Genomic DNA, 18,298 nt, shown 5'->3' with positions numbered 1-18,298 from the left:
TATGATTGAAATGGCTAAAAAGAGGAAATGTAAGAATAGGACAACCTTCTTACAGAAAGGGTGAATAACGTGACAAAACCAGTAGTAGCAATCGTAGGGCGTCCAAACGTTGGGAAGTCCACGATCTTTAATAGAATTGTTGGAGAACGAATATCCATTGTTGAAGATGTACCTGGTGTAACAAGAGACCGTATATATAGTTCTGCTGAGTGGCTGACGCATGAATTTAACATTATAGATACAGGCGGAATTGAACTCGGGAATGAACCATTCCTGGATCAAATCAGACAGCAGGCTGAAATCGCTATTGATGAAGCGGATGTGATCGTATTCTTGACGAATGGACGTGAAGGAGTAACAGCAGCGGATGAAATCGTAGCAAAAATCCTTTATCGTTCGAAGAAACCGGTCGTACTGGGCATTAATAAGATTGATAATCCTGAAATGAGAGAAATGATCTATGATTTTTACTCTTTAGGATTTGGCGAGCCGTATCCTATTTCAGGTTCACATGGACTTGGCTTGGGAGATCTTCTTGATGAAGTTGTGAAAAACTTCAAACATGAAGAAGAAGAGGATTATGCGGAAGATGTGATCAAATTTTCATTGATTGGCCGTCCGAACGTTGGGAAATCTTCCTTAGTCAATGCTTTGCTAGGTGAAGAGCGTGTGATTGTGAGTAACGTTGCAGGGACTACAAGAGATGCGATTGATTCCTCCTATACCTATGATGGACAGGATTATGTAATCATTGATACCGCAGGCATGAGGAAAAAAGGTAAAGTATATGAAACCACTGAAAAGTACAGTGTGTTAAGAGCGCTCAGAGCAATCGAACGTTCCGATGTCGTCTTATCTGTCATTGATGGAGAAGAAGGGATTATCGAGCAAGATAAGAAAATTGCCGGGTATGCTCATGATGCAGGCCGTGCAGTCGTGATCGTAGTGAACAAATGGGACGCCGTAGAAAAAGACGAGAAAACCATGAACAAATGGGAAAAGAACATACGCGAACATTTTCAATTCCTTGATTATGCTCCGATTGTTTTCCTGTCTGCCAAAACGAAGAGACGCATCCATACATTGCTTCCGATCATTAATATGGCGAGTGAAAATCACGCTCTGCGAGTGCAATCCAGCGTGTTGAATGAAGTGGTCATGGATGCAGTGGCAATGAACCCGACTCCAACAGACAATGGTAAAAGACTCCGGATCTACTATGCCACGCAAGTAGCTGTCAAACCGCCGACTTTTGTGGTATTTGTTAATGATCCTGAATTAATGCACTTCTCATACGAACGATTCTTGGAAAATAGAATCCGTGATGCATTTGGATTTGAAGGAACTCCTATTCGTATTATTGCTCGCGCAAGAAAATAATAAGGTGGGTGTAAAAATGAAAAGTTCAAAGACAATAACTGTTGTTGGCGCAGGAAGCTGGGGTACGGCTCTTGCTATGGTCCTGGCTGATAATGACTTGGAAGTAAGGTTATGGGGACACAAAAAAGAACAGATCGATGAAATTAATACTCATCATACCAACCAAAAGTATTTGAAGGAGGTTAACCTGCCAGAATCCATCAAAGGTTATTACGATCTTAAAGAGTCCTTAGAAAGCGTTGATACCATCATCCTGGCTGTTCCAACGAAGGCGATTCGTGGAGTATTGGGGCAGATTCAAGAGGTTCAGAGTGCACCACTAACCGTTGTCCATGTTAGTAAGGGAATTGAACCTGATTCCCTTCTAAGAATCTCAGAAATGATTGAAGATGAAATGGATCCTGCTAAATTACATACAGTGGTGGTACTGTCTGGACCTAGTCACGCAGAAGAAGTGAGTCTCAGACACCCAACGACTGTGACCGTTTCCTCTAAGGATATGAAGGCGGCTGAAGAGATTCAGGACTTATTTATGAACATGAATTTTCGTGTGTATACGAATCCGGATATGCTCGGGGTTGAAATTGGTGGGGCCCTAAAGAATATCATTGCCCTTGCAGCCGGAATTACAGACGGCCTAGGATATGGAGATAATGCAAAAGCTGCTCTTATTACGAGAGGACTTGCAGAAATAGCCCGTTTGGGAACTAAGATGGGAGCTAACCCATTAACGTTTTCAGGTTTAACAGGTATTGGTGATTTGATTGTTACGTGTACTAGTGTACACTCAAGAAACTGGAGGGCGGGAAACATGCTTGGTAAGGGTCATAACCTTGATGAGGTCCTGGACAATATGGGGATGGTCGTAGAAGGTGTACGGACAACCAAAGCGGCTCACCAGCTGGCAGAAAAGTACGAAGTGAATATGCCGATTACCAATGCTCTGTATGATGTGCTCTTTAATAAGGTAGAAGCGAAAGAAGCGGTTGACCATTTAATGGGTCGTGGTAAAACAAACGAAATGGAAGACCTTGTGAATATTCTCGGTGAGCGGTTAAATTAAGCTGATTTTTTTTCATAGGGCGCCCTTATCATACTTCAAGACTAATGATTTCAAAGAATTGGACATTTCTTTAAAAAACGATGAATTAATCTTGGAATAATAGGCATTCGAGGATGCGAACCATGATCCTGTTGCATACACTGTGATGAATATATACAGCTTTGCCTATGGATGGGTAGGTCTCCCTTTGTTTAGAGCAGCTCATGTATTTTAACATCAATCGATGATGAAATGCATGAGAGGCTCTTTTTTTTGAAAAGTTCTCCTAAAGGAAGATGATATGCAGGAAAAGTCTCTCTATCGTTTGTAACAGATTGATGAACAACCATTCTTTTCTATTCCTTTGTAAAAATCTTATGATATAATACATTCGATAACAGGAGGGATGTATGTTGGATTCAATGATGAAGATGTGGATTTCGTTTGCATCTATGGGATTCATGTTTTTTGCCATATTAACGATCTATTTTAGCCGGTATAAAATCAAACAAAAATTCTTGCGTTTTATAACAGCATTCATGGCCTACATACTGATGATTGCTGGTGGACTCATGATGATCTATATAGTATTTAGTGGACCAACCAATTAGGTGGCTGCCCAATTGAAAGGACGTTTTTAGATTGAAGCGCTTAGGTTTAACTGCATTTCTTCTTGTTTTAGCTATGAGTATTCTTTCTGGATGTTTGTACCCTGAAGAAGAGCTTAGTCAGAATCAGATTCCTTATGAAACACAGGTGAAAGCTGTACAAGATGCGGTCGAAACCTATCAGAAGGACAATGATGGGTTACTTCCGATTAAAACAAGAGACCAGGATACGCCCCTTTATCAGAAGTATCCGATTGATTTCAGAAAGCTTTCCCCTCAGTACTTGGCGGAGATTCCAGGGAATGCTTTTGAAAACGGTGGGATTTTTCAATATGTTTTGACTGACGTGGAGGAAGATCCTCAAGTCAAGATTTTTGACCTTAGGCTGGCGGAACAAATAAGAGAATTGAAAATCAGAATTGAAGCTCAAGGTTACCCGCCATTTAAAGAGGAAGTGGCCAATAATGTGTACACATTAAATTATAAAGAACTGGGTTACGATGGCGAAGTGTATGTGAATAGCCCTTATTCAAACAAAAATCTTCCCCTTGTCATTAATGGTGATGGTGATATTTTTGTAGATTACTCAATGGACTTATTTGAAAAGATCGAAACCAATGATAAAGAACTTGAACCTGGTGTAGATATCCGGAATTTACTTGTCGAGGACACCTTTTTTGTTCCGGCGTATTCTTTACCCTATACGGTGGATGAAAATAACGAACCTGTCTTTATGACAAAATAGGCATAACCCTTTTCTTGCAAAATATATTGTAAGAGAAGGGTTATTATTTTTATGTCATCCTTTTAGGGGAATTTCACCAAAACAAATGATCATAAATGCTCAGACATAATAAATTTTTATACTTTTAATCATAAGGAGGGAAAAAAAGCATATTAATAGTCATAAGTCATTAGGACAACATCATAAATATAGAATGTGAGACAGAATACACGGATGAAACATCCCTGGAATATAAGATGGGAGGGAATCTCTTGGAAAGAGTCGATCTATTTAAGGACATTGCCGAAAGAACAGGCGGAGATATCTATTTAGGTGTGGTAGGAGCAGTTAGAACAGGAAAATCAACATTCATTAAGAAATTCATGGAACTTGTAGTCCTTCCTAACATCGCCAGTGAATCAGAACGTGCAAGAGCGCAGGATGAACTACCTCAAAGCGCTGCAGGTAAGACCATCATGACTACAGAACCAAAGTTTGTTCCTAATCAAGCCATTTCCGTTCACGTGGATGAGGGGTTGGAAGTGAATGTGAGATTGGTAGATTGTGTGGGATATACGGTTCCGGGTGCAAAAGGATACGAGGATGAAAATGGACCCAGAATGATAAATACACCGTGGTATGAAGAGCCTATACCGTTCCATGAAGCGGCTGAAATCGGCACGCGTAAAGTCATTCAGGAACATTCCACGATCGGGGTTGTTGTAACAACGGATGGTTCCATCGGGGAAATCGGTAGAGGGGATTATATCGAAGCGGAAGAAAGAGTTATTGAGGAATTGAAAGAAGTAGGTAAACCATTCATCATGGTAATCAACTCGGCAAGGCCTCATGCTCCTGAGACAGAAGACCTAAGAGTGAAGCTTCAAGATAAGTACGATATCCCGGTACTCTCCATGAGTGTGGAAAGCATGAGAGACTCAGATGTCCTCAATGTGCTTAGAGAAGCACTATTTGAATTCCCGGTACTGGAAGTGAATGTGAACCTTCCAAGCTGGGTCATGGTTCTGAAAGAAGAGCATTGGCTCAGACAGAACTATCAGGAAGCCGTGAAAGAAACTGTTAAGGATATTAAACGCCTACGGGACGTAGATCGTGTTGTTCATTACTTCAGTGAATTTGATCATATTGAACGTGCAGGACTCGCTGGAATCGATATGGGTCAAGGGATTGCGGAAATCGACCTGTATGCTCCGGATGAGCTGTACGATGAAGTACTGAAGGAGATTGTCGGTGTGGAAATCCGTGGAAAGGATCACCTCCTTGAATTAATGCAGGATTTCGCCCATGCGAAAGCGGAATACGACCAGATTTCTGACGCATTAAGAATGGTGAAGCAGACTGGATATGGCATTGCTGCTCCGTCGTTAAATGATATGAGCCTGGATGAGCCGGAAATCATCAGGCAGGGGTCAAGGTTCGGAGTCAGCTTAAAAGCAGTGGCACCATCCATACACATGATTAAGGTGGATGTACAGTCTAAGTTCGAACCGATTATCGGTACAGAAAAGCAGAGCGAAGAACTGGTGCGCTACTTGATGCAAGACTTTGAAGATGACCCACTTTCCATCTGGAATTCTGATATCTTTGGAAGAAGCTTAAGCTCCATCGTGAGAGAAGGAATACAAGCGAAACTATCTTTAATGCCGGAAAATGCAAGATATAAACTGAAAGACACGCTCGAAAGAATCATAAATGAAGGATCGGGTGGATTAATCGCCATCATTCTATAAATCTTTTGGCCTTCCTTGGAAGGTCCTTTTTTTTGCGGAAAAATGAATGTCTGAAAAGGTTTTGGGTGGAATAAAAGGAACGAAACAAAAGAAATTGGTTTTCTTATTTCTATTATTCCCAAACATGATTCGAACTTTTTTACCTTATTTGAGAGACTGGTTTTCGAAGTGAATATTTATAAATCCCCCCTGAGCTAACGGGTCGGAAATGACATGGAAATTAGCCGGCTAAATCGAAGGAAACCTTGATTTCAAAGGGTTTTTAGTGTGTGAATCCAAATTAAACACCAATAGTTATATCGGTTCTTCCACATATAAAAAACCTCGTGGATGTTTAGAGGATAATCAGGTTGGGAAGTAAGATAGAGTACCTGAAGGATGAGGGTAATAGTTGCAGTCATTCGAAAGAAGTGATAGGTTGAATAGACGGCAAGAACAAAGGGCTCTAAAGGGATTCTATTACATTTGTGTTTCAAATAAGAAAAGATTCCCATTATTTCTTGATTTATTCTTGCTAAGGTTAATCTATTGTGATAATCTTTTAACAGAATTGTTGTTGAATATTGATTCAGCAACGTTTTCAAGCGTTTTTTCTACACTTTATGTATAGAATTCGCTAAACTTGTTTACTAATGATATTAAAGTAAATGAATCATGACTGAGACATTTCCTTGGGAGGAGGTGAATGGCATGAACAAGACAGAACTAATCAATGCTGTTGCAGAAGCTGCTGAGCTATCTAAGAAGGACGCTACAAAAGCGGTTGACGCTGTTTTCGATACAATTCAAAACTCACTTGCAAACGGTGATAAAGTACAATTAATCGGATTCGGTAACTTCGAAGTACGTGAGCGTGCAGCCCGTAAAGGTCGCAACCCACAAACAGGTGAAGAGATCGAAATCTCAGCAAGCAAAGTACCTGCTTTTAAACCAGGTAAAGCGCTTAAAGAAGCTGTAAAATAATTACATACTTTGAGCGTATCAGTAAGGCCGCATATTTATGCGGCCTTTTTTCATTTATAGTATGGTTTCTCCTAATAAAAAATATGTACGAAATAATATTCCATTATAGACTGTTTTATAATATTATAAAACTTCTAAAGCACTAGTCTTTGATGACATTATGGGCTTGTGCTAATATTAACAATGTTACTATTTCTTTAAGTTATTTTAGGAGGACAACATAATGGCACAAGTCAATCATGGCCAAATAGAAGAAGCAGTTCGATTAATTTTAGAAGCTATTGGAGAGAATCCTAATAGAGAAGGTTTATTAGATACGCCTAAACGCGTGGCGAAGATGTATGCAGAAGTATTTTCCGGAATCGATCACGATCCGAAAGAATACTTTGAAACAATATTCAGTGAAGAGCATGAAGAGCTTGTGCTGGTGAAGGAAATTCCATTTTACTCAATGTGCGAACATCACCTGGTTCCGTTCTACGGGAAAGCTCATGTGGCGTATATTCCAAGAGACGGTCGAGTGGCGGGCTTAAGTAAATTGGCAAGAGCAGTTGAATCTGTAGCGAAACGTCCTCAGCTTCAAGAGAGAATCACTTCCACGGTGGCAGATACCATCATGGAAACCCTGGAGCCTCATGGTGCCATGGTAGTGGTTGAAGCAGAGCATATGTGCATGACAATGAGAGGCGTGAAGAAACCTGGTTCAAGTACAGTGACAACCGCTGTAAGAGGCTCGTTTAAAGAAAACGCTCAAGCACGCAGCGAAGTTCTTTCTTTTATAAAGAATTAGGAGTGAGCCAATGACGAATTCAAATGATTATATCGTGATTAAAGCGATTGAAGATGGTGTGAATGTGATTGGGTTGACGAGGGGAACGGATACCCGGTTCCATCATTCAGAAAAGCTTGATAAAGGTGAAGTCATGATCGCTCAGTTTACTGATCATACCTCTGCGATTAAAGTTAGAGGGAAAGCAACCATCGTTACAAGCTACGGTGAAGTTGAAAGTGATAACAAGAAATAATACTCCGAGAATTTACGTTCCAAGGGAGATACAGGTGGGACTGACTAAGAAGATGTGAGCTTCGTAGTCGTCCCCTTTGTTATACTCAGGTTTATATAGGGACAAGTCCGACTCCCTATTGTTGAAGATTTTATGATATAATATTTAATGCTGAAATTTTTAGACCGATACATAGTAGAAATGGGGATTAAAGGGTATGAAATTCATTGATTGTAACCATCAAGCGAATATCATTCATCAATACATAGAAGAGCAGTTACATCACTCTTATTTAAAGGAATACATCGATCAACCATACATTGATCGAGACCGAATTTATTTCCTGCTCCTTCCTTTTGTCAATGAGGGACGGACCTTGAATAAAGAAGTTGTACAATGGATTTCGACTGCCATGTTATTGCAGATAGCCCTTGATACCCATGAAAAGGTTACAATCTCTGAGCTTGATCCATTGAAGGAGAGACAGCTTACGGTCCTTGCAGGAGTATACTTTAGCAGCCTCTATTACAAAATCCTTGCTGACACAGATGATGTAGACCTTATCGCGACATTAGCAAAAGCGATTAAAGAGATTAACGAAAGCAAAATTTCCATCTACAAAGAGGAACATCAAAATCTTGATGAGCTAATGGCAAGCTTAAAGACAAGAGAATCAGCGATCGTTTCGAACTTCTTTCGTTTTTTTGAAGATGATAAATGGAGCATGATTGTTGAAGAAGCCCTACTATACAAGAAGCTTGTTCAAGAGAGAATTTGTATAGAACATGCCCAGGATACGAGCTTCATAAAAGCCCTGTCGACATTAACAATTGATTCAGGCAGCGAGACACCGTCTTTAAAGCTAACGAAGGAAGAGTCCAGACATTTGCTTTCAAAGCTGGATAAGTTAATCGGGTCAACGAAGAAAAACATTCAAACTCAGCTAGAGAAGATAGAACCGGTAACACCATATTTTAAAAAGCTGATTGTAGAGCTATTGCCTTATGCTGAGCCTCAACCTATGACGAAACTATATGCGGAAGAAGGGTAAACGAAATGCAGCAGTCCAAAGAACAAAAAGTCCACGGAGTATTTGAAAAGATATACTCAAATTATGATAAGATGAATTCGGTAATTAGTTTCCAGCAACATAAAAAGTGGAGAAAAGACACCATGAAACATATGAATGTGGAGCCGGGCTCAAAGGCACTGGACGTTTGCTGTGGAACCGCGGATTGGACGTTAGCGATAGGGGAAAAAGTCGGTGAAACGGGACAGGTAGTGGGGCTGGATTTCAGTCAAAATATGCTCTCGATCGGCAGGGATAAAGTAGAACATTCCCACTTGAACAATATCGAGCTCATTCACGGCAATGCAATGGAGCTGCCATTTGAAGATAACACGTTTGATTATGTTACGATCGGCTTCGGTTTACGAAATGTCCCAGACTATCTCCATGTTTTGAAAGAAATGAATCGTGTGGTAAAGCCTGGTGGAATGGCTGTTTGTCTTGAAACCTCTCAACCAACCATGTTCGGATTCAAGCAGATGTATTACTTGTATTTTCGCTTTGTGATGCCTATGTTTGGAAAGATTTTTGCTAAGAGCTTTACTGAATATTCCTGGTTACAGGAATCGGCAAGGGATTTTCCGGGGATGAAAGAGCTTGCAAAGATGTTTGAAGAAGCAGGCTTTAAAGATATACACGTGAAACCCTATAGTGGCGGAGTGGCTGCTATGCATTCAGGCAGAAAGTAAGAAATTCGTAAATTAGGTGGAAAAACTATGAAGCTAAACAGGATGTATTCGTTTCTAAAAACGGATATAGATGAAATTGAAAAGGAACTTGAAGTTGCGATTGAGTCAGAATCACAACTATTACAAGAGGCGTCCCTTCACCTTCTACAAGCAGGTGGTAAAAGAATCCGACCTGTTTTCGTCTTGCTGTCTGCAAAATTCGGACAATATGATATTAACATTGTGAAAAATGTAGCAGTGGCTTTAGAGTTAATTCATATGGCATCCCTCGTTCATGATGACGTAATTGATGATGCAGAATTAAGAAGAGGAAAGCCGACGATTAAAGCTCAATGGGACAATCGTATCGCTATGTATACCGGGGATTACATTTTTGCACGTGCTCTCGAGTATATGACGAATATTAAAGCACCTGAAGCGCACCAAATACTTTCTCGTACCATTGTTGAAGTGTGTAAGGGTGAAATCGCTCAAATAAAAGATAAATATCGATTTGATCAAAACCTGAGAGATTACCTGCTCAGAATCAAACGGAAAACGGCTCTGCTTATTGCTGTCAGCTGTCAGATAGGCGCTATTTCATCAGGTGCTCCTGCTGAAATCCATCGACGCCTCTTTCGCTTTGGTTATAATGTGGGAATGAGCTTTCAGATTACAGATGATATATTAGATCTTACAGCAAGTGAGGAAGAACTTGGAAAGCCTGCTGGGAGTGATCTATGGCAAGGGAATATCACCCTGCCGATTTTATATGCAATGGAAAATCCTGAACTGAAAACGAAGATCGAAAGAGTGACTGAATACACTTCTCCTGAAGAGATGAAAGAAATCATTTCGTCCATCTTAGCAACGGATGCGATAGATCGATCCCATCAGCTTAGTAGAATGTATTTGGACAGGGCATTGGAAGATTTAAATCATCTCCCTTATAACCGTGTGAAGAAAACTTTGAAAAATATCGCAAACTATATCGGCAAGAGAAAATATTAAGAAAATTTAAAATGGAAACGTTGCCAAAAACCCCAATCAGTGTTACTATTTTCGTGGGATGTCCTTAGGACTTCTATACATACATATTTAGGAGTGGGGAAGATGGAAAAAACATTTTTAATGGTAAAGCCGGACGGCGTACAAAGAGGGTTAATCGGTGATATCGTATCACGTTTTGAAAAAAAGGGCTTTCAATTAGTAGGGGCAAAGCTAATGAGCATTTCAAATGAGCTTGCTGAAGAGCATTACGGTGAGCACAAGGAAAGACCATTCTTTGGAGAACTTGTTGACTTTATCACTTCCGGACCTGTATTTGCAATGGTTTGGCAAGGTGAAAACGTTATCACGACAGCTCGTGGAATGATGGGTGCAACAAATCCTAAGGATGCTGCACTTGGTACAATCCGCGGTGATTACGGATTAACAGTCGGAAAGAATATTATTCACGGATCCGATTCAGCAGAAAGCGCTGTAAGAGAAATCGGATTATTCTTCAAAGAAGAGGAACTAGTTGAATATTCTAAGTTAATGAATGAGTGGGTTTATTAATCTTCGTATAATAACCAGAAGAGCAAGTCGTTTAAGACGACTTGCTTTTTTGCTTTTCGGTTTAACTTTTCACTTGAATGTTCGATATAGTTAATATAGATCCATACTTAAAAGGTGCAAAGAGAGTGAATCCGATGTCCAATGATTATTATGAATTCATACAGGGGATAAAACGCAAAACCGGAATTGATTTATCCCTTTACAAAGAAGCCCAAATGAAGCGTAGATTAACGGCCCTTTATGAAAAGAGGGGATACGGGAGTTTTCAAGAGTTTTTCAGAAGCATGACCCGGGACAGAGAGGAAATGGAAGAGTTCCTGGATCGGATGACGATTAACGTTACAGAGTTCTACCGCAACTACAAACGGTGGGAAGTACTTGAAAAGAAAATTTTACCCAGAATGTTACGTGAACAGAAAACCCCTAAAGTCTGGAGTGCAGCCTGTTCTACAGGGGAAGAGCCCTATACCCTTGCTATGATGCTATCAAAGTACATGCCCCTTTCTCAAATATGCATCAACGCTACAGACATTGATAAGAATGCGATTCAGCGAGCGAAGAACGGTATCTATCCTGAGCGATCACTAAATGAGGTCCCAAGAGAGATGAAAGCCCGATTTTTCACTCAAGAAACTCCCTTTTTTAAACTGAATGAAGAAATTAAGAGAACCGTTACATTCAAACAACAGAACCTTTTGGTTGACCCGTTTGAAGGGAACTATGACTTGATCGTTTGCAGAAATGTGTTAATTTATTTTACAGAAGAAGCAAAAAACATTTTATATAAAAAATTCAATGCTTCACTAAAAACTGGCGGCGTACTATTTGTAGGCAGTACAGAACAACTCTTTAATCCTTCTCAATATGGCTTTGAAACAGAAGACACATTCTTCTACAAAAAAATATAAAAACGACGATGTCAACCTGCATATAGTATACGGCTGAATGGTTCCTTAATGGTAACCATTCAGCTGATGCGTTCATATGTATTGGGTTCACATCGTTTTTTAATCTTAGGGAAAGAGATTGTTAGAAAATTTTTAAACTTAAGGACTAGGAAATGACATAAATTCTATGTTATATTGGTACATAATTCTTTAACGAGTTGAAGGGGGAAAGTAAATGAGATACTTAACATCTGGAGAATCACATGGACCACAATTAACGACCATCATTGAAGGCCTGCCTGCTGGAATGCCTTTAGCAGCAGAGGATATCAATGATAACCTGGCAAGAAGGCAAAAAGGGTATGGTCGTGGTCGAAGAATGCAAATCGAGAAGGACCAGGCCTCCATTGTTGGGGGAGTAAGACATGGATACACTCTGGGATCTCCTTTAGGACTGGTTGTGGAGAATAAAGACTGGACTCACTGGACGAAAGTAATGGGTATCGAAGCTCTCGAGCCTGGAGAAGAAGAAGAGGTAAAGAGAAAGATTTCAAGGCCAAGACCGGGGCATGCAGATCTGGTTGGTGGAATGAAATATGGACATAGGGACCTGAGAAATGTATTAGAAAGGTCGTCAGCAAGAGAAACGACTGTTAGAGTGGCGGCAGGAGCCGTTGCCAAAAAATTGTTAAAGCTATTAGGTATCGAGGTTGTCGGGCATGTTCTTGAAATTGGTGGCATTAAAGCAGAGAAACTACACTATGATTCTATTAGTGAACTCAAGCATATAACCGAAGAATCTCCGGTAAGATGCCTGGATGAAGAAGCGGCACAAAAAATGATGGACTTAATAGATCAGGCGAAACAAAATGGAGACTCCATTGGTGGGGTTGTGGAAGTCATCGTAGAAGGTATGCCCCCAGGAGTAGGAAGTTACGTTCATTATGATCGCAAACTTGATGCGAAGATTGCCATGGCAGTGATGAGTATAAACGCATTCAAAGGGGTCGAATTCGGCTTAGGATTTGAAATGGCCCGAAAACCTGGAAGTGAAGTTCACGATGAGATCGCGTGGAGTGAAGAACAAGGGTACTACCGAAAAACGAATCGTTTAGGCGGATTTGAAGGCGGTATGACGACTGGAATGCCAATCCGAGTAAAAGGCGTCATGAAGCCCATTCCTACCCTTTATAAACCATTGCAAAGCGTGGATATTGAAACGAAGGAGCCATTTAAAGCAAGCATCGAGAGATCGGATAGCTGTGCCGTACCGGCTGCCAGCGTAGTGGCAGAAGCCGTAGTTGCATGGGAGCTTGCATCTGCAATTGTAGAGCAATTTCACAGTGATCAATTCGATAAGCTTTCTGAAGATATTAATAGACAACGACAAGAGTCAAGGGAGTATTAATGAATGAAACATGTAACCATTCAAACTGCTTCTAAAACGTATGAAGTGAAAATTGGAGTAGAAATGACGAATGAAATTGTTTCTTTTATTAAAAAGACCTTTCCTACTATCTCTAAATTATGGATCATTGCCGATAAAGAGGTCTACAAGCTCCATGGAACAGCTTTCTCAGAGATTTTAAGTCAATCGTATGAAGTGACGACTTATGAGGCTCCTAATGGCGAACACGCGAAAAGCTTTGCCGTTTATGAAGAAGCCATCACACATGGCCTGAAAAACCATATCGATCGAGGGTCCCTGGTGATAGCATTCGGAGGAGGGGCAATCGGTGATCTTGCTGGTTTCGTCGCTTCCACCTATATGAGGGGAATCCCATTCATAGGCGTACCTACAACGATACTGGCTCATGATAGTGCTGTTGGAGGGAAGGTTGCGATCAATCATCCCTTGGGTAAAAACATGGTAGGGCAGTTTTATCAGCCTGAAGGTGTGTTTTTTGATTTAGATTATTTTACAACTTTACCTAGAACTGAAGTGCTATCAGGATTTTCAGAAGTGATCAAGCATGCTTTTTTATCCGATCGAACCTTTTTACAAGAATTAATGCATTCGTTCCATTCTCCGGAAAAAATGGATAAGGAATTTTTAACGGATTGCCTAATGAAAGGGATTCGTGTAAAAGGTGATATTGTTTCAAAGGACGAAAGAGAGTCGAATATACGAGCTTTTTTAAATTTTGGACATACGTATGGGCACGCTGTTGAAAGTGCCAGCGGGTACGGAAATCGCACTCATGGTGAATCGGTAATGATCGGGATGATCTTTGCTCTCTATCTTAGTGAACAGTATTGCGGACTTTCATTTAATCTACAAGAATTTATTAAATGGGTCACTACACTTGGATACAATCTAAACATTCCCTCTCATATCACATTTGACAGATTATATGAGGGAATGAGGCATGATAAAAAGTCCCAATTCGGAAATCCTGTTTTTGTGTTATTGAAGGATATTGGCGAGCCATTGATGGTGAAGGTATCTGACGGGGATTTAAGACGGGCAGATGAGTTTATCCGGCAGTTGTAAAGCCTACTCTGGATTTAATAAAACCCGCAAGAACAAAAAGAGAGTGTTTAATCAAAGGAGAAAAAGGGAGTGGAAGAATGATCAGGGGAGTTCGAGGCGCCACTACGACGGATTGTGACAATGAAAAGGAAGTTCTCCTTTCAACTGAAAGTCTCTTAAAGGAAATGATTTTACATAATAATATTATGGCAGAGGATGTTGCATCAGTATTTATTTCTGCCACGAGTGATATTAAGAGCGTATTTCCTGCTAAAGCATTAAGAAGGTTCGAAGAATGGAAATATGTACCCGTTATGTGCATGCAAGAGTTGGATATCCCTCATGGATTGTCATACTGTATTAGAGTGATGATTCACTATAATACTTCAACATCTCAGAAAGACATACAACATATTTACATGAAAAATGCAGTCAGCTTACGTCCTGACTTGAAAGATAACTAGCCTCTCTTTGATGAAAACGTCTGAAAGGAAGTTAAACATGAAGTGGAAATCTCAAATTCAAAATCTTAAAGCATATCAGCCCGGGAAAACGATGGATGATGTGAAAGAACTATTCAATCTCGAGAAAGTAGTGAAGCTGGCTTCCAATGAAAATCCATTTGGATGCTCAAAAAAGGTGGAAACCTTTTTAAAAACAAACGCTTTTTCACATGCCATTTATCCCGACGGCTACGCTAAAGAATTGCGTATGAAGGTGGCTGAACAGCTATCTGTTGGCCCTGGACAATTACTGTTCGGGAATGGTTCAGATGAAGTGATAGAGATCATATCAAGAGCTTTATTAGATGGTGATAAGAGCACGGTAATGGCGAAACCGACCTTCCCTCAGTATAAGCACAATGCTATTGTTGAAGGGGCGGAGGTAAGAGAAGTTCCCCTTGATCCGGCTGGTAGACATCAGTTAACCCAAATGCTTGCTGAAGTTGATGAAACTACCTCAGTCGTTTGGCTTTGTTCACCAAATAATCCAACAGGGGAATATATTCGCAGTGAAGAGCTCATCTCATTCCTGGATGCTGTTCCCGCACATGTATTGGTCGTTTTGGACGAAGCCTATTATGAATATGTCGTGGCCGAGGATTATTATGATTCATTGGAATTATTAAAATCGTACCCTCAATTATTAATTACACGTACTTTCTCAAAGGCTTACGGATTAGCAGGCTTTAGGGTAGGATTCGGAATTGCGAATGAAGATGTGATTAGGAAGTTAGAGCCGATCCGTGAACCGTTTAATAATAATTCTTTAGGTCAAGGAGCCGCAGCCGCAGCGGTTGAAGATCAGGAGTTTATCAGAGAATGCAGGGAAAGCAATCGCAAAGGATTGGAACAGTATTACCAGTTCTGCCGGGAACACGGTCTGAACTTTTTTCCATCACAGGCAAATTTCGTGTTAATCGATTTCGGTGTCAGCGGTGATGATGTATTCCAATACTTAATGAGCAAAGGATACATTGTGCGTTCCGGAGAGGCTCTGGGGTATCCTAACTCTGTAAGGGTAACTGTCGGCTCTCATGATCAAAACGAAGAGGTTATTGAAAAAATGAAGGAATTTATAGTCCTTCAAAACCAAGTGTAAAAAGGAAAAAGATGGTCGGAAGGGCTTCGCTATGTCAGCCCTTACCGACTTTTTTCAAATCATATGAGGGGGGCAATTATGAAAGGGACGGTATTGGTCATTGGCATGGGATTAATCGGAGGATCATTGGCGCTCTGTATAAAGAGCGAACACCCCGATGCTAAAATCATTGGCCATGATGTTAATCATAAAGAATTACGTTTGGCGAGGTCACTGGGAATTATCGATGAAATGACTCTTTCCTTACAGTCTGCTGCTGAAAAAGCAGACCTCATCATCATTTCGACTCCAGTATTTCAAACTGAAAGAATCATTGAACAATTTCAAACATTCTCCTTAAAAGAAACGGTTTTAATCACCGACACAGGGAGCACGAAAGAACAAATTATGAAGTGTTCCGAACTGTTGACTTCAAAAGGGTTTCAATTTATTGGTGGTCATCCAATGGCGGGTTCTCATAAAAGTGGTGTCGCAGCTGCAAAAGAAATCTTATTTGAGAATGCCTTTTATATGTTGACTCCCAGTCCCGATGCTTCAGACCAAAAAGTGGAAGAGCTTCAAAAGTGGCTGAAAGGAACCAATGCCAAATTTCTGATCGTAGAACCAAAGGAACACGATGAATTAACGGGTACGATTAGTCATTTTCCACATATTGTTGCCGCTTCTCTTGTTCATCAGGCGAAAGAATCATCTGTACAGCACCCATATTTGCGTCGACTGGCTGCTGGCGGGTTCCGTGATATTACACGGATTGCCTCCTCAAATCCGACAATGTGGAAGGATATCACGCTTCAGAACAGAACGGTGTTGCTTTCTCTCCTCAAACAATGGAAAGCTGAGATGGATGAGGTAATGACCATCATCGAAGAGAACGATGCACAGAAAATTTTTGATTATTTTAGTGAAGCGAAAACCTTTAGGGATGATCTTCCAATCCTTGAAAAAGGGGCAATCCCCTCATTTTATGATCTATTTGTGGACGTTCCGGATTATCCGGGGGTGATATCTGAAGTTACAGCTTACCTCGCTCATGAAAACATAAGCTTAACAAACATTAGAATCCTGGAAACGAGGGAGGATATTTACGGAGTATTAGTCATTAGCTTTCAAACACTGGAAGATAGAGAAAGAGCTCTAAACTGTTTAAAAGAAAATACGGGCTATGAATTATTCTTAGGATAAAGGGTGATAAGGATGGAAGGAAAGAAGAAATTAATAAACCCCCGAAAAGGTCTAAATGGAGAACTGCAGGTTCCTGGGGATAAATCTATTTCTCACCGGGCTGTTATGTTTGGTTCGGTTGCTGAAGGAAAAACAGTTATACATAATTTTCTTATGGGAGAGGATTGTTTAAGTACAATCGAATGCTTCCGTAAGTTAGGTGTAGACATTCAAGTGACAGAGGAGAAAGTAATTGTTCAGGGCGAAGGGTGGGATCATTTAACAGAACCACAGGACATCCTGGATGTAGGGAACTCGGGTACCACTACTCGTCTTATCATGGGGATTTTGGCTGGAAGACCATTTCATTCAGTCCTTATTGGGGATGACTCGATTGCAAAACGCCCAATGAAAAGAGTGACGGAACCATTGAAGAAGTTTGGGACAATAATAGATGGTCGTTCTGAAGGTAACTATACTCCATTATCGATTCGGGGAGGGAACCTCAAAGGGATTCACTATTCATTACCTGTAGCCAGTGCACAGGTGAAATCTGCCCTGATTTTAGCAGGACTACAGGCTGAAGGAATAACTGAAATTGAAGAACCGGAAAAAACGAGAAATCATACAGAAAAAATGATCATCGAATTTGGGGGTCATATCGAGCGGCATGGAGATACAATCAAAGTAAAGGGCGGTCAGGTATTGAAAGGGACTGAAGTTTATGTCCCAGGGGATATTTCCTCAGCAGCATTCTTTATGGTAGCTGCTGCAATCGTACCTGGTAGCAGAGTGCTGCTGAAAAATGTCGGTCTTAACGAAACCCGCGTAGGAATTGTTGAAGTGATGAAGCGAATGGGTGCATCCTTAGAAATAATGGAGAGTTCGAAAGATGGTGAACCGATAGGTGACATCCTGGTGGAATCTTCTGATCTTACTGGCATTGAAATTGGGGGAGACCTGATTCCTTCGTTAATTGATGAAATTCCTGTTATCGCTTTGTTAGCTTCCCAGGCAAAGGGGAAGACAACCATTAAGGATGCAGAAGAATTAAAGGTTAAGGAAACAAATCGTATCGATGCCATTGTTCAAGAGCTCGGGAAGCTTGGGGCTCACATTCGAGGAACGGATGACGGGATGATCATTGAAGGGAAAACGCCATTACATGGCGGTGAGGTTCATTCCTGGGGTGATCACAGGATTGGTATGACACTGGCTGTAGCTTCTTTAATAACGGATTCTGACGTCTATCTTGAAGGAGCGGGTGCAGTGAACATTTCGTATCCAGCTTTCTTTGAGCATATAAATCATCTGATAAAGAAATAATGTACATGAACTCTTTGAGGGAGGTGTTTGGACTGGGGTTTAGTCCTTTCACCTCTCCTTTTATATGAATGCATAGCATG

The 18,298-nt window shown here is 40.7% G+C and carries 19 protein-coding genes; all 19 read left to right on the top strand.

Going from position 1 to position 18,298, the window contains the following annotated elements; all coding sequences use genetic code 11:
• Window positions 1-69: 69 nt before the first annotated feature.
• The 19 genes from der to aroA all read left to right on the top strand — a co-directional run bounded on the left by der (window position 70) and on the right by aroA (window position 18,218).
• Complete coding sequence (der, locus tag ACCB35_RS13735; protein ID WP_374054180.1) at window positions 70-1,380, top strand: ribosome biogenesis GTPase Der; 1,311 nt, start codon at window positions 70-72, stop codon at window positions 1,378-1,380.
• A gap of 16 nt (window positions 1,381-1,396) precedes the next feature.
• A complete protein-coding gene (locus ACCB35_RS13730) occupies window positions 1,397-2,443 on the top strand; it encodes an NAD(P)H-dependent glycerol-3-phosphate dehydrogenase (RefSeq protein ID WP_374054179.1) in 1,047 nt (348 codons plus the stop codon).
• A gap of 389 nt (window positions 2,444-2,832) precedes the next feature.
• The gene (locus tag ACCB35_RS13725; RefSeq protein ID WP_044336309.1) at window positions 2,833-3,033 is read left to right on the top strand and encodes a DUF2768 domain-containing protein; all 201 of its coding nucleotides are present in this window, start codon (window positions 2,833-2,835) and stop codon (window positions 3,031-3,033) included.
• A gap of 31 nt (window positions 3,034-3,064) precedes the next feature.
• Window positions 3,065-3,775 (top strand): hypothetical protein, encoded by a 711-nt coding sequence (locus ACCB35_RS13720; protein ID WP_374054178.1) that lies wholly within the window; start codon window positions 3,065-3,067, stop codon window positions 3,773-3,775.
• 251 nt (window positions 3,776-4,026) lie between these two features.
• Window positions 4,027-5,505, top strand: a complete 1,479-nt coding sequence (gene spoIVA, locus ACCB35_RS13715) for a stage IV sporulation protein A (RefSeq protein ID WP_044336311.1) — start codon at window positions 4,027-4,029, stop codon at window positions 5,503-5,505.
• 690 nt (window positions 5,506-6,195) lie between these two features.
• Window positions 6,196-6,468, top strand: a complete 273-nt coding sequence (locus ACCB35_RS13710) for an HU family DNA-binding protein (RefSeq protein ID WP_034758336.1) — start codon at window positions 6,196-6,198, stop codon at window positions 6,466-6,468.
• Window positions 6,469-6,691: 223 nt separating this feature from the next.
• Window positions 6,692-7,258, top strand: coding sequence for a GTP cyclohydrolase I FolE (gene folE / locus ACCB35_RS13705; RefSeq protein ID WP_374054177.1), 567 nt, complete (start codon window positions 6,692-6,694; stop codon window positions 7,256-7,258).
• A gap of 10 nt (window positions 7,259-7,268) precedes the next feature.
• Window positions 7,269-7,493: a trp RNA-binding attenuation protein MtrB gene (mtrB, locus tag ACCB35_RS13700; RefSeq protein ID WP_044336317.1), complete on the top strand. Its 225-nt coding sequence runs from the start codon at window positions 7,269-7,271 to the stop codon at window positions 7,491-7,493.
• 196 nt (window positions 7,494-7,689) lie between these two features.
• Window positions 7,690-8,523, top strand: a complete 834-nt coding sequence (locus ACCB35_RS13695; protein WP_374054176.1) for a heptaprenyl diphosphate synthase component 1 — start codon at window positions 7,690-7,692, stop codon at window positions 8,521-8,523.
• 5 nt (window positions 8,524-8,528) lie between these two features.
• Complete coding sequence (locus ACCB35_RS13690; protein WP_044336321.1) at window positions 8,529-9,230, top strand: demethylmenaquinone methyltransferase; 702 nt, start codon at window positions 8,529-8,531, stop codon at window positions 9,228-9,230.
• Between the two features lie 27 nt (window positions 9,231-9,257).
• The gene (hepT, locus tag ACCB35_RS13685; RefSeq protein ID WP_374054175.1) at window positions 9,258-10,220 is read left to right on the top strand and encodes a heptaprenyl diphosphate synthase component II; all 963 of its coding nucleotides are present in this window, start codon (window positions 9,258-9,260) and stop codon (window positions 10,218-10,220) included.
• Between the two features lie 102 nt (window positions 10,221-10,322).
• The gene (gene ndk, locus ACCB35_RS13680; protein WP_044336325.1) at window positions 10,323-10,769 is read left to right on the top strand and encodes a nucleoside-diphosphate kinase; all 447 of its coding nucleotides are present in this window, start codon (window positions 10,323-10,325) and stop codon (window positions 10,767-10,769) included.
• Between the two features lie 134 nt (window positions 10,770-10,903).
• On the top strand, window positions 10,904-11,677 hold the full coding sequence (locus tag ACCB35_RS13675; RefSeq protein WP_374057024.1) for a protein-glutamate O-methyltransferase CheR: 774 nt from the start codon (window positions 10,904-10,906) through the stop codon (window positions 11,675-11,677).
• 214 nt (window positions 11,678-11,891) lie between these two features.
• Window positions 11,892-13,064, top strand: a complete 1,173-nt coding sequence (aroC, locus tag ACCB35_RS13670) for a chorismate synthase (protein WP_374054174.1) — start codon at window positions 11,892-11,894, stop codon at window positions 13,062-13,064.
• Between the two features lie 3 nt (window positions 13,065-13,067).
• Window positions 13,068-14,150 carry a 3-dehydroquinate synthase gene (gene aroB, locus ACCB35_RS13665; protein ID WP_374054173.1) on the top strand — a complete coding sequence of 361 codons (1,083 nt, stop codon included), beginning with the start codon at window positions 13,068-13,070 and terminating at the stop codon, window positions 14,148-14,150.
• A gap of 77 nt (window positions 14,151-14,227) precedes the next feature.
• Window positions 14,228-14,593 carry a chorismate mutase gene (aroH, locus tag ACCB35_RS13660; RefSeq protein WP_374054172.1) on the top strand — a complete coding sequence of 122 codons (366 nt, stop codon included), beginning with the start codon at window positions 14,228-14,230 and terminating at the stop codon, window positions 14,591-14,593.
• Window positions 14,594-14,630: 37 nt separating this feature from the next.
• Window positions 14,631-15,731: a histidinol-phosphate transaminase gene (hisC, locus tag ACCB35_RS13655; protein WP_374054171.1), complete on the top strand. Its 1,101-nt coding sequence runs from the start codon at window positions 14,631-14,633 to the stop codon at window positions 15,729-15,731.
• Window positions 15,732-15,809: 78 nt separating this feature from the next.
• A complete protein-coding gene (locus tag ACCB35_RS13650; protein ID WP_374054170.1) occupies window positions 15,810-16,913 on the top strand; it encodes a prephenate dehydrogenase in 1,104 nt (367 codons plus the stop codon).
• Between the two features lie 12 nt (window positions 16,914-16,925).
• Window positions 16,926-18,218, top strand: a complete 1,293-nt coding sequence (aroA, locus tag ACCB35_RS13645) for a 3-phosphoshikimate 1-carboxyvinyltransferase (protein WP_374054169.1) — start codon at window positions 16,926-16,928, stop codon at window positions 18,216-18,218.
• Window positions 18,219-18,298 lie beyond the last annotated feature (80 nt).

It is taken from the genome of Rossellomorea sp. FM04394, from assembly GCF_041889765.1.
GTDB classification, from domain to species: domain Bacteria; phylum Bacillota; class Bacilli; order Bacillales; family Bacillaceae_B; genus Rossellomorea; species Rossellomorea aquimaris_B.
The sequence above is the reverse complement of the archived record's forward strand: the minus strand, read 5'-3'. Positions and strand labels throughout refer to the sequence as shown.

What these genes read in the sequence shown, in the direction of transcription:
- ACCB35_RS13675 (WP_374057024.1), top strand. Translation starts at nt 10,904, where the DNA reads ATGTCCAATGATTATTATGAATTCATACAGGGGATAAAACGCAAAACC.
- ACCB35_RS13690 (WP_044336321.1), top strand. Translation starts at nt 8,529, where the DNA reads ATGCAGCAGTCCAAAGAACAAAAAGTCCACGGAGTATTTGAAAAGATA.
- aroA (WP_374054169.1), top strand. Translation starts at nt 16,926, where the DNA reads ATGGAAGGAAAGAAGAAATTAATAAACCCCCGAAAAGGTCTAAATGGA.
- aroH (WP_374054172.1), top strand. Translation starts at nt 14,228, where the DNA reads ATGATCAGGGGAGTTCGAGGCGCCACTACGACGGATTGTGACAATGAA.
- ACCB35_RS13730 (WP_374054179.1), top strand. Translation starts at nt 1,397, where the DNA reads ATGAAAAGTTCAAAGACAATAACTGTTGTTGGCGCAGGAAGCTGGGGT.
- ACCB35_RS13695 (WP_374054176.1), top strand. Translation starts at nt 7,690, where the DNA reads ATGAAATTCATTGATTGTAACCATCAAGCGAATATCATTCATCAATAC.
- hisC (WP_374054171.1), top strand. Translation starts at nt 14,631, where the DNA reads ATGAAGTGGAAATCTCAAATTCAAAATCTTAAAGCATATCAGCCCGGG.
- mtrB (WP_044336317.1), top strand. Translation starts at nt 7,269, where the DNA reads ATGACGAATTCAAATGATTATATCGTGATTAAAGCGATTGAAGATGGT.
- aroB (WP_374054173.1), top strand. Translation starts at nt 13,068, where the DNA reads ATGAAACATGTAACCATTCAAACTGCTTCTAAAACGTATGAAGTGAAA.
- folE (WP_374054177.1), top strand. Translation starts at nt 6,692, where the DNA reads ATGGCACAAGTCAATCATGGCCAAATAGAAGAAGCAGTTCGATTAATT.
- ACCB35_RS13725 (WP_044336309.1), top strand. Translation starts at nt 2,833, where the DNA reads ATGTTGGATTCAATGATGAAGATGTGGATTTCGTTTGCATCTATGGGA.
- ACCB35_RS13650 (WP_374054170.1), top strand. Translation starts at nt 15,810, where the DNA reads ATGAAAGGGACGGTATTGGTCATTGGCATGGGATTAATCGGAGGATCA.
- aroC (WP_374054174.1), top strand. Translation starts at nt 11,892, where the DNA reads ATGAGATACTTAACATCTGGAGAATCACATGGACCACAATTAACGACC.
- ACCB35_RS13710 (WP_034758336.1), top strand. Translation starts at nt 6,196, where the DNA reads ATGAACAAGACAGAACTAATCAATGCTGTTGCAGAAGCTGCTGAGCTA.
- ndk (WP_044336325.1), top strand. Translation starts at nt 10,323, where the DNA reads ATGGAAAAAACATTTTTAATGGTAAAGCCGGACGGCGTACAAAGAGGG.
- hepT (WP_374054175.1), top strand. Translation starts at nt 9,258, where the DNA reads ATGAAGCTAAACAGGATGTATTCGTTTCTAAAAACGGATATAGATGAA.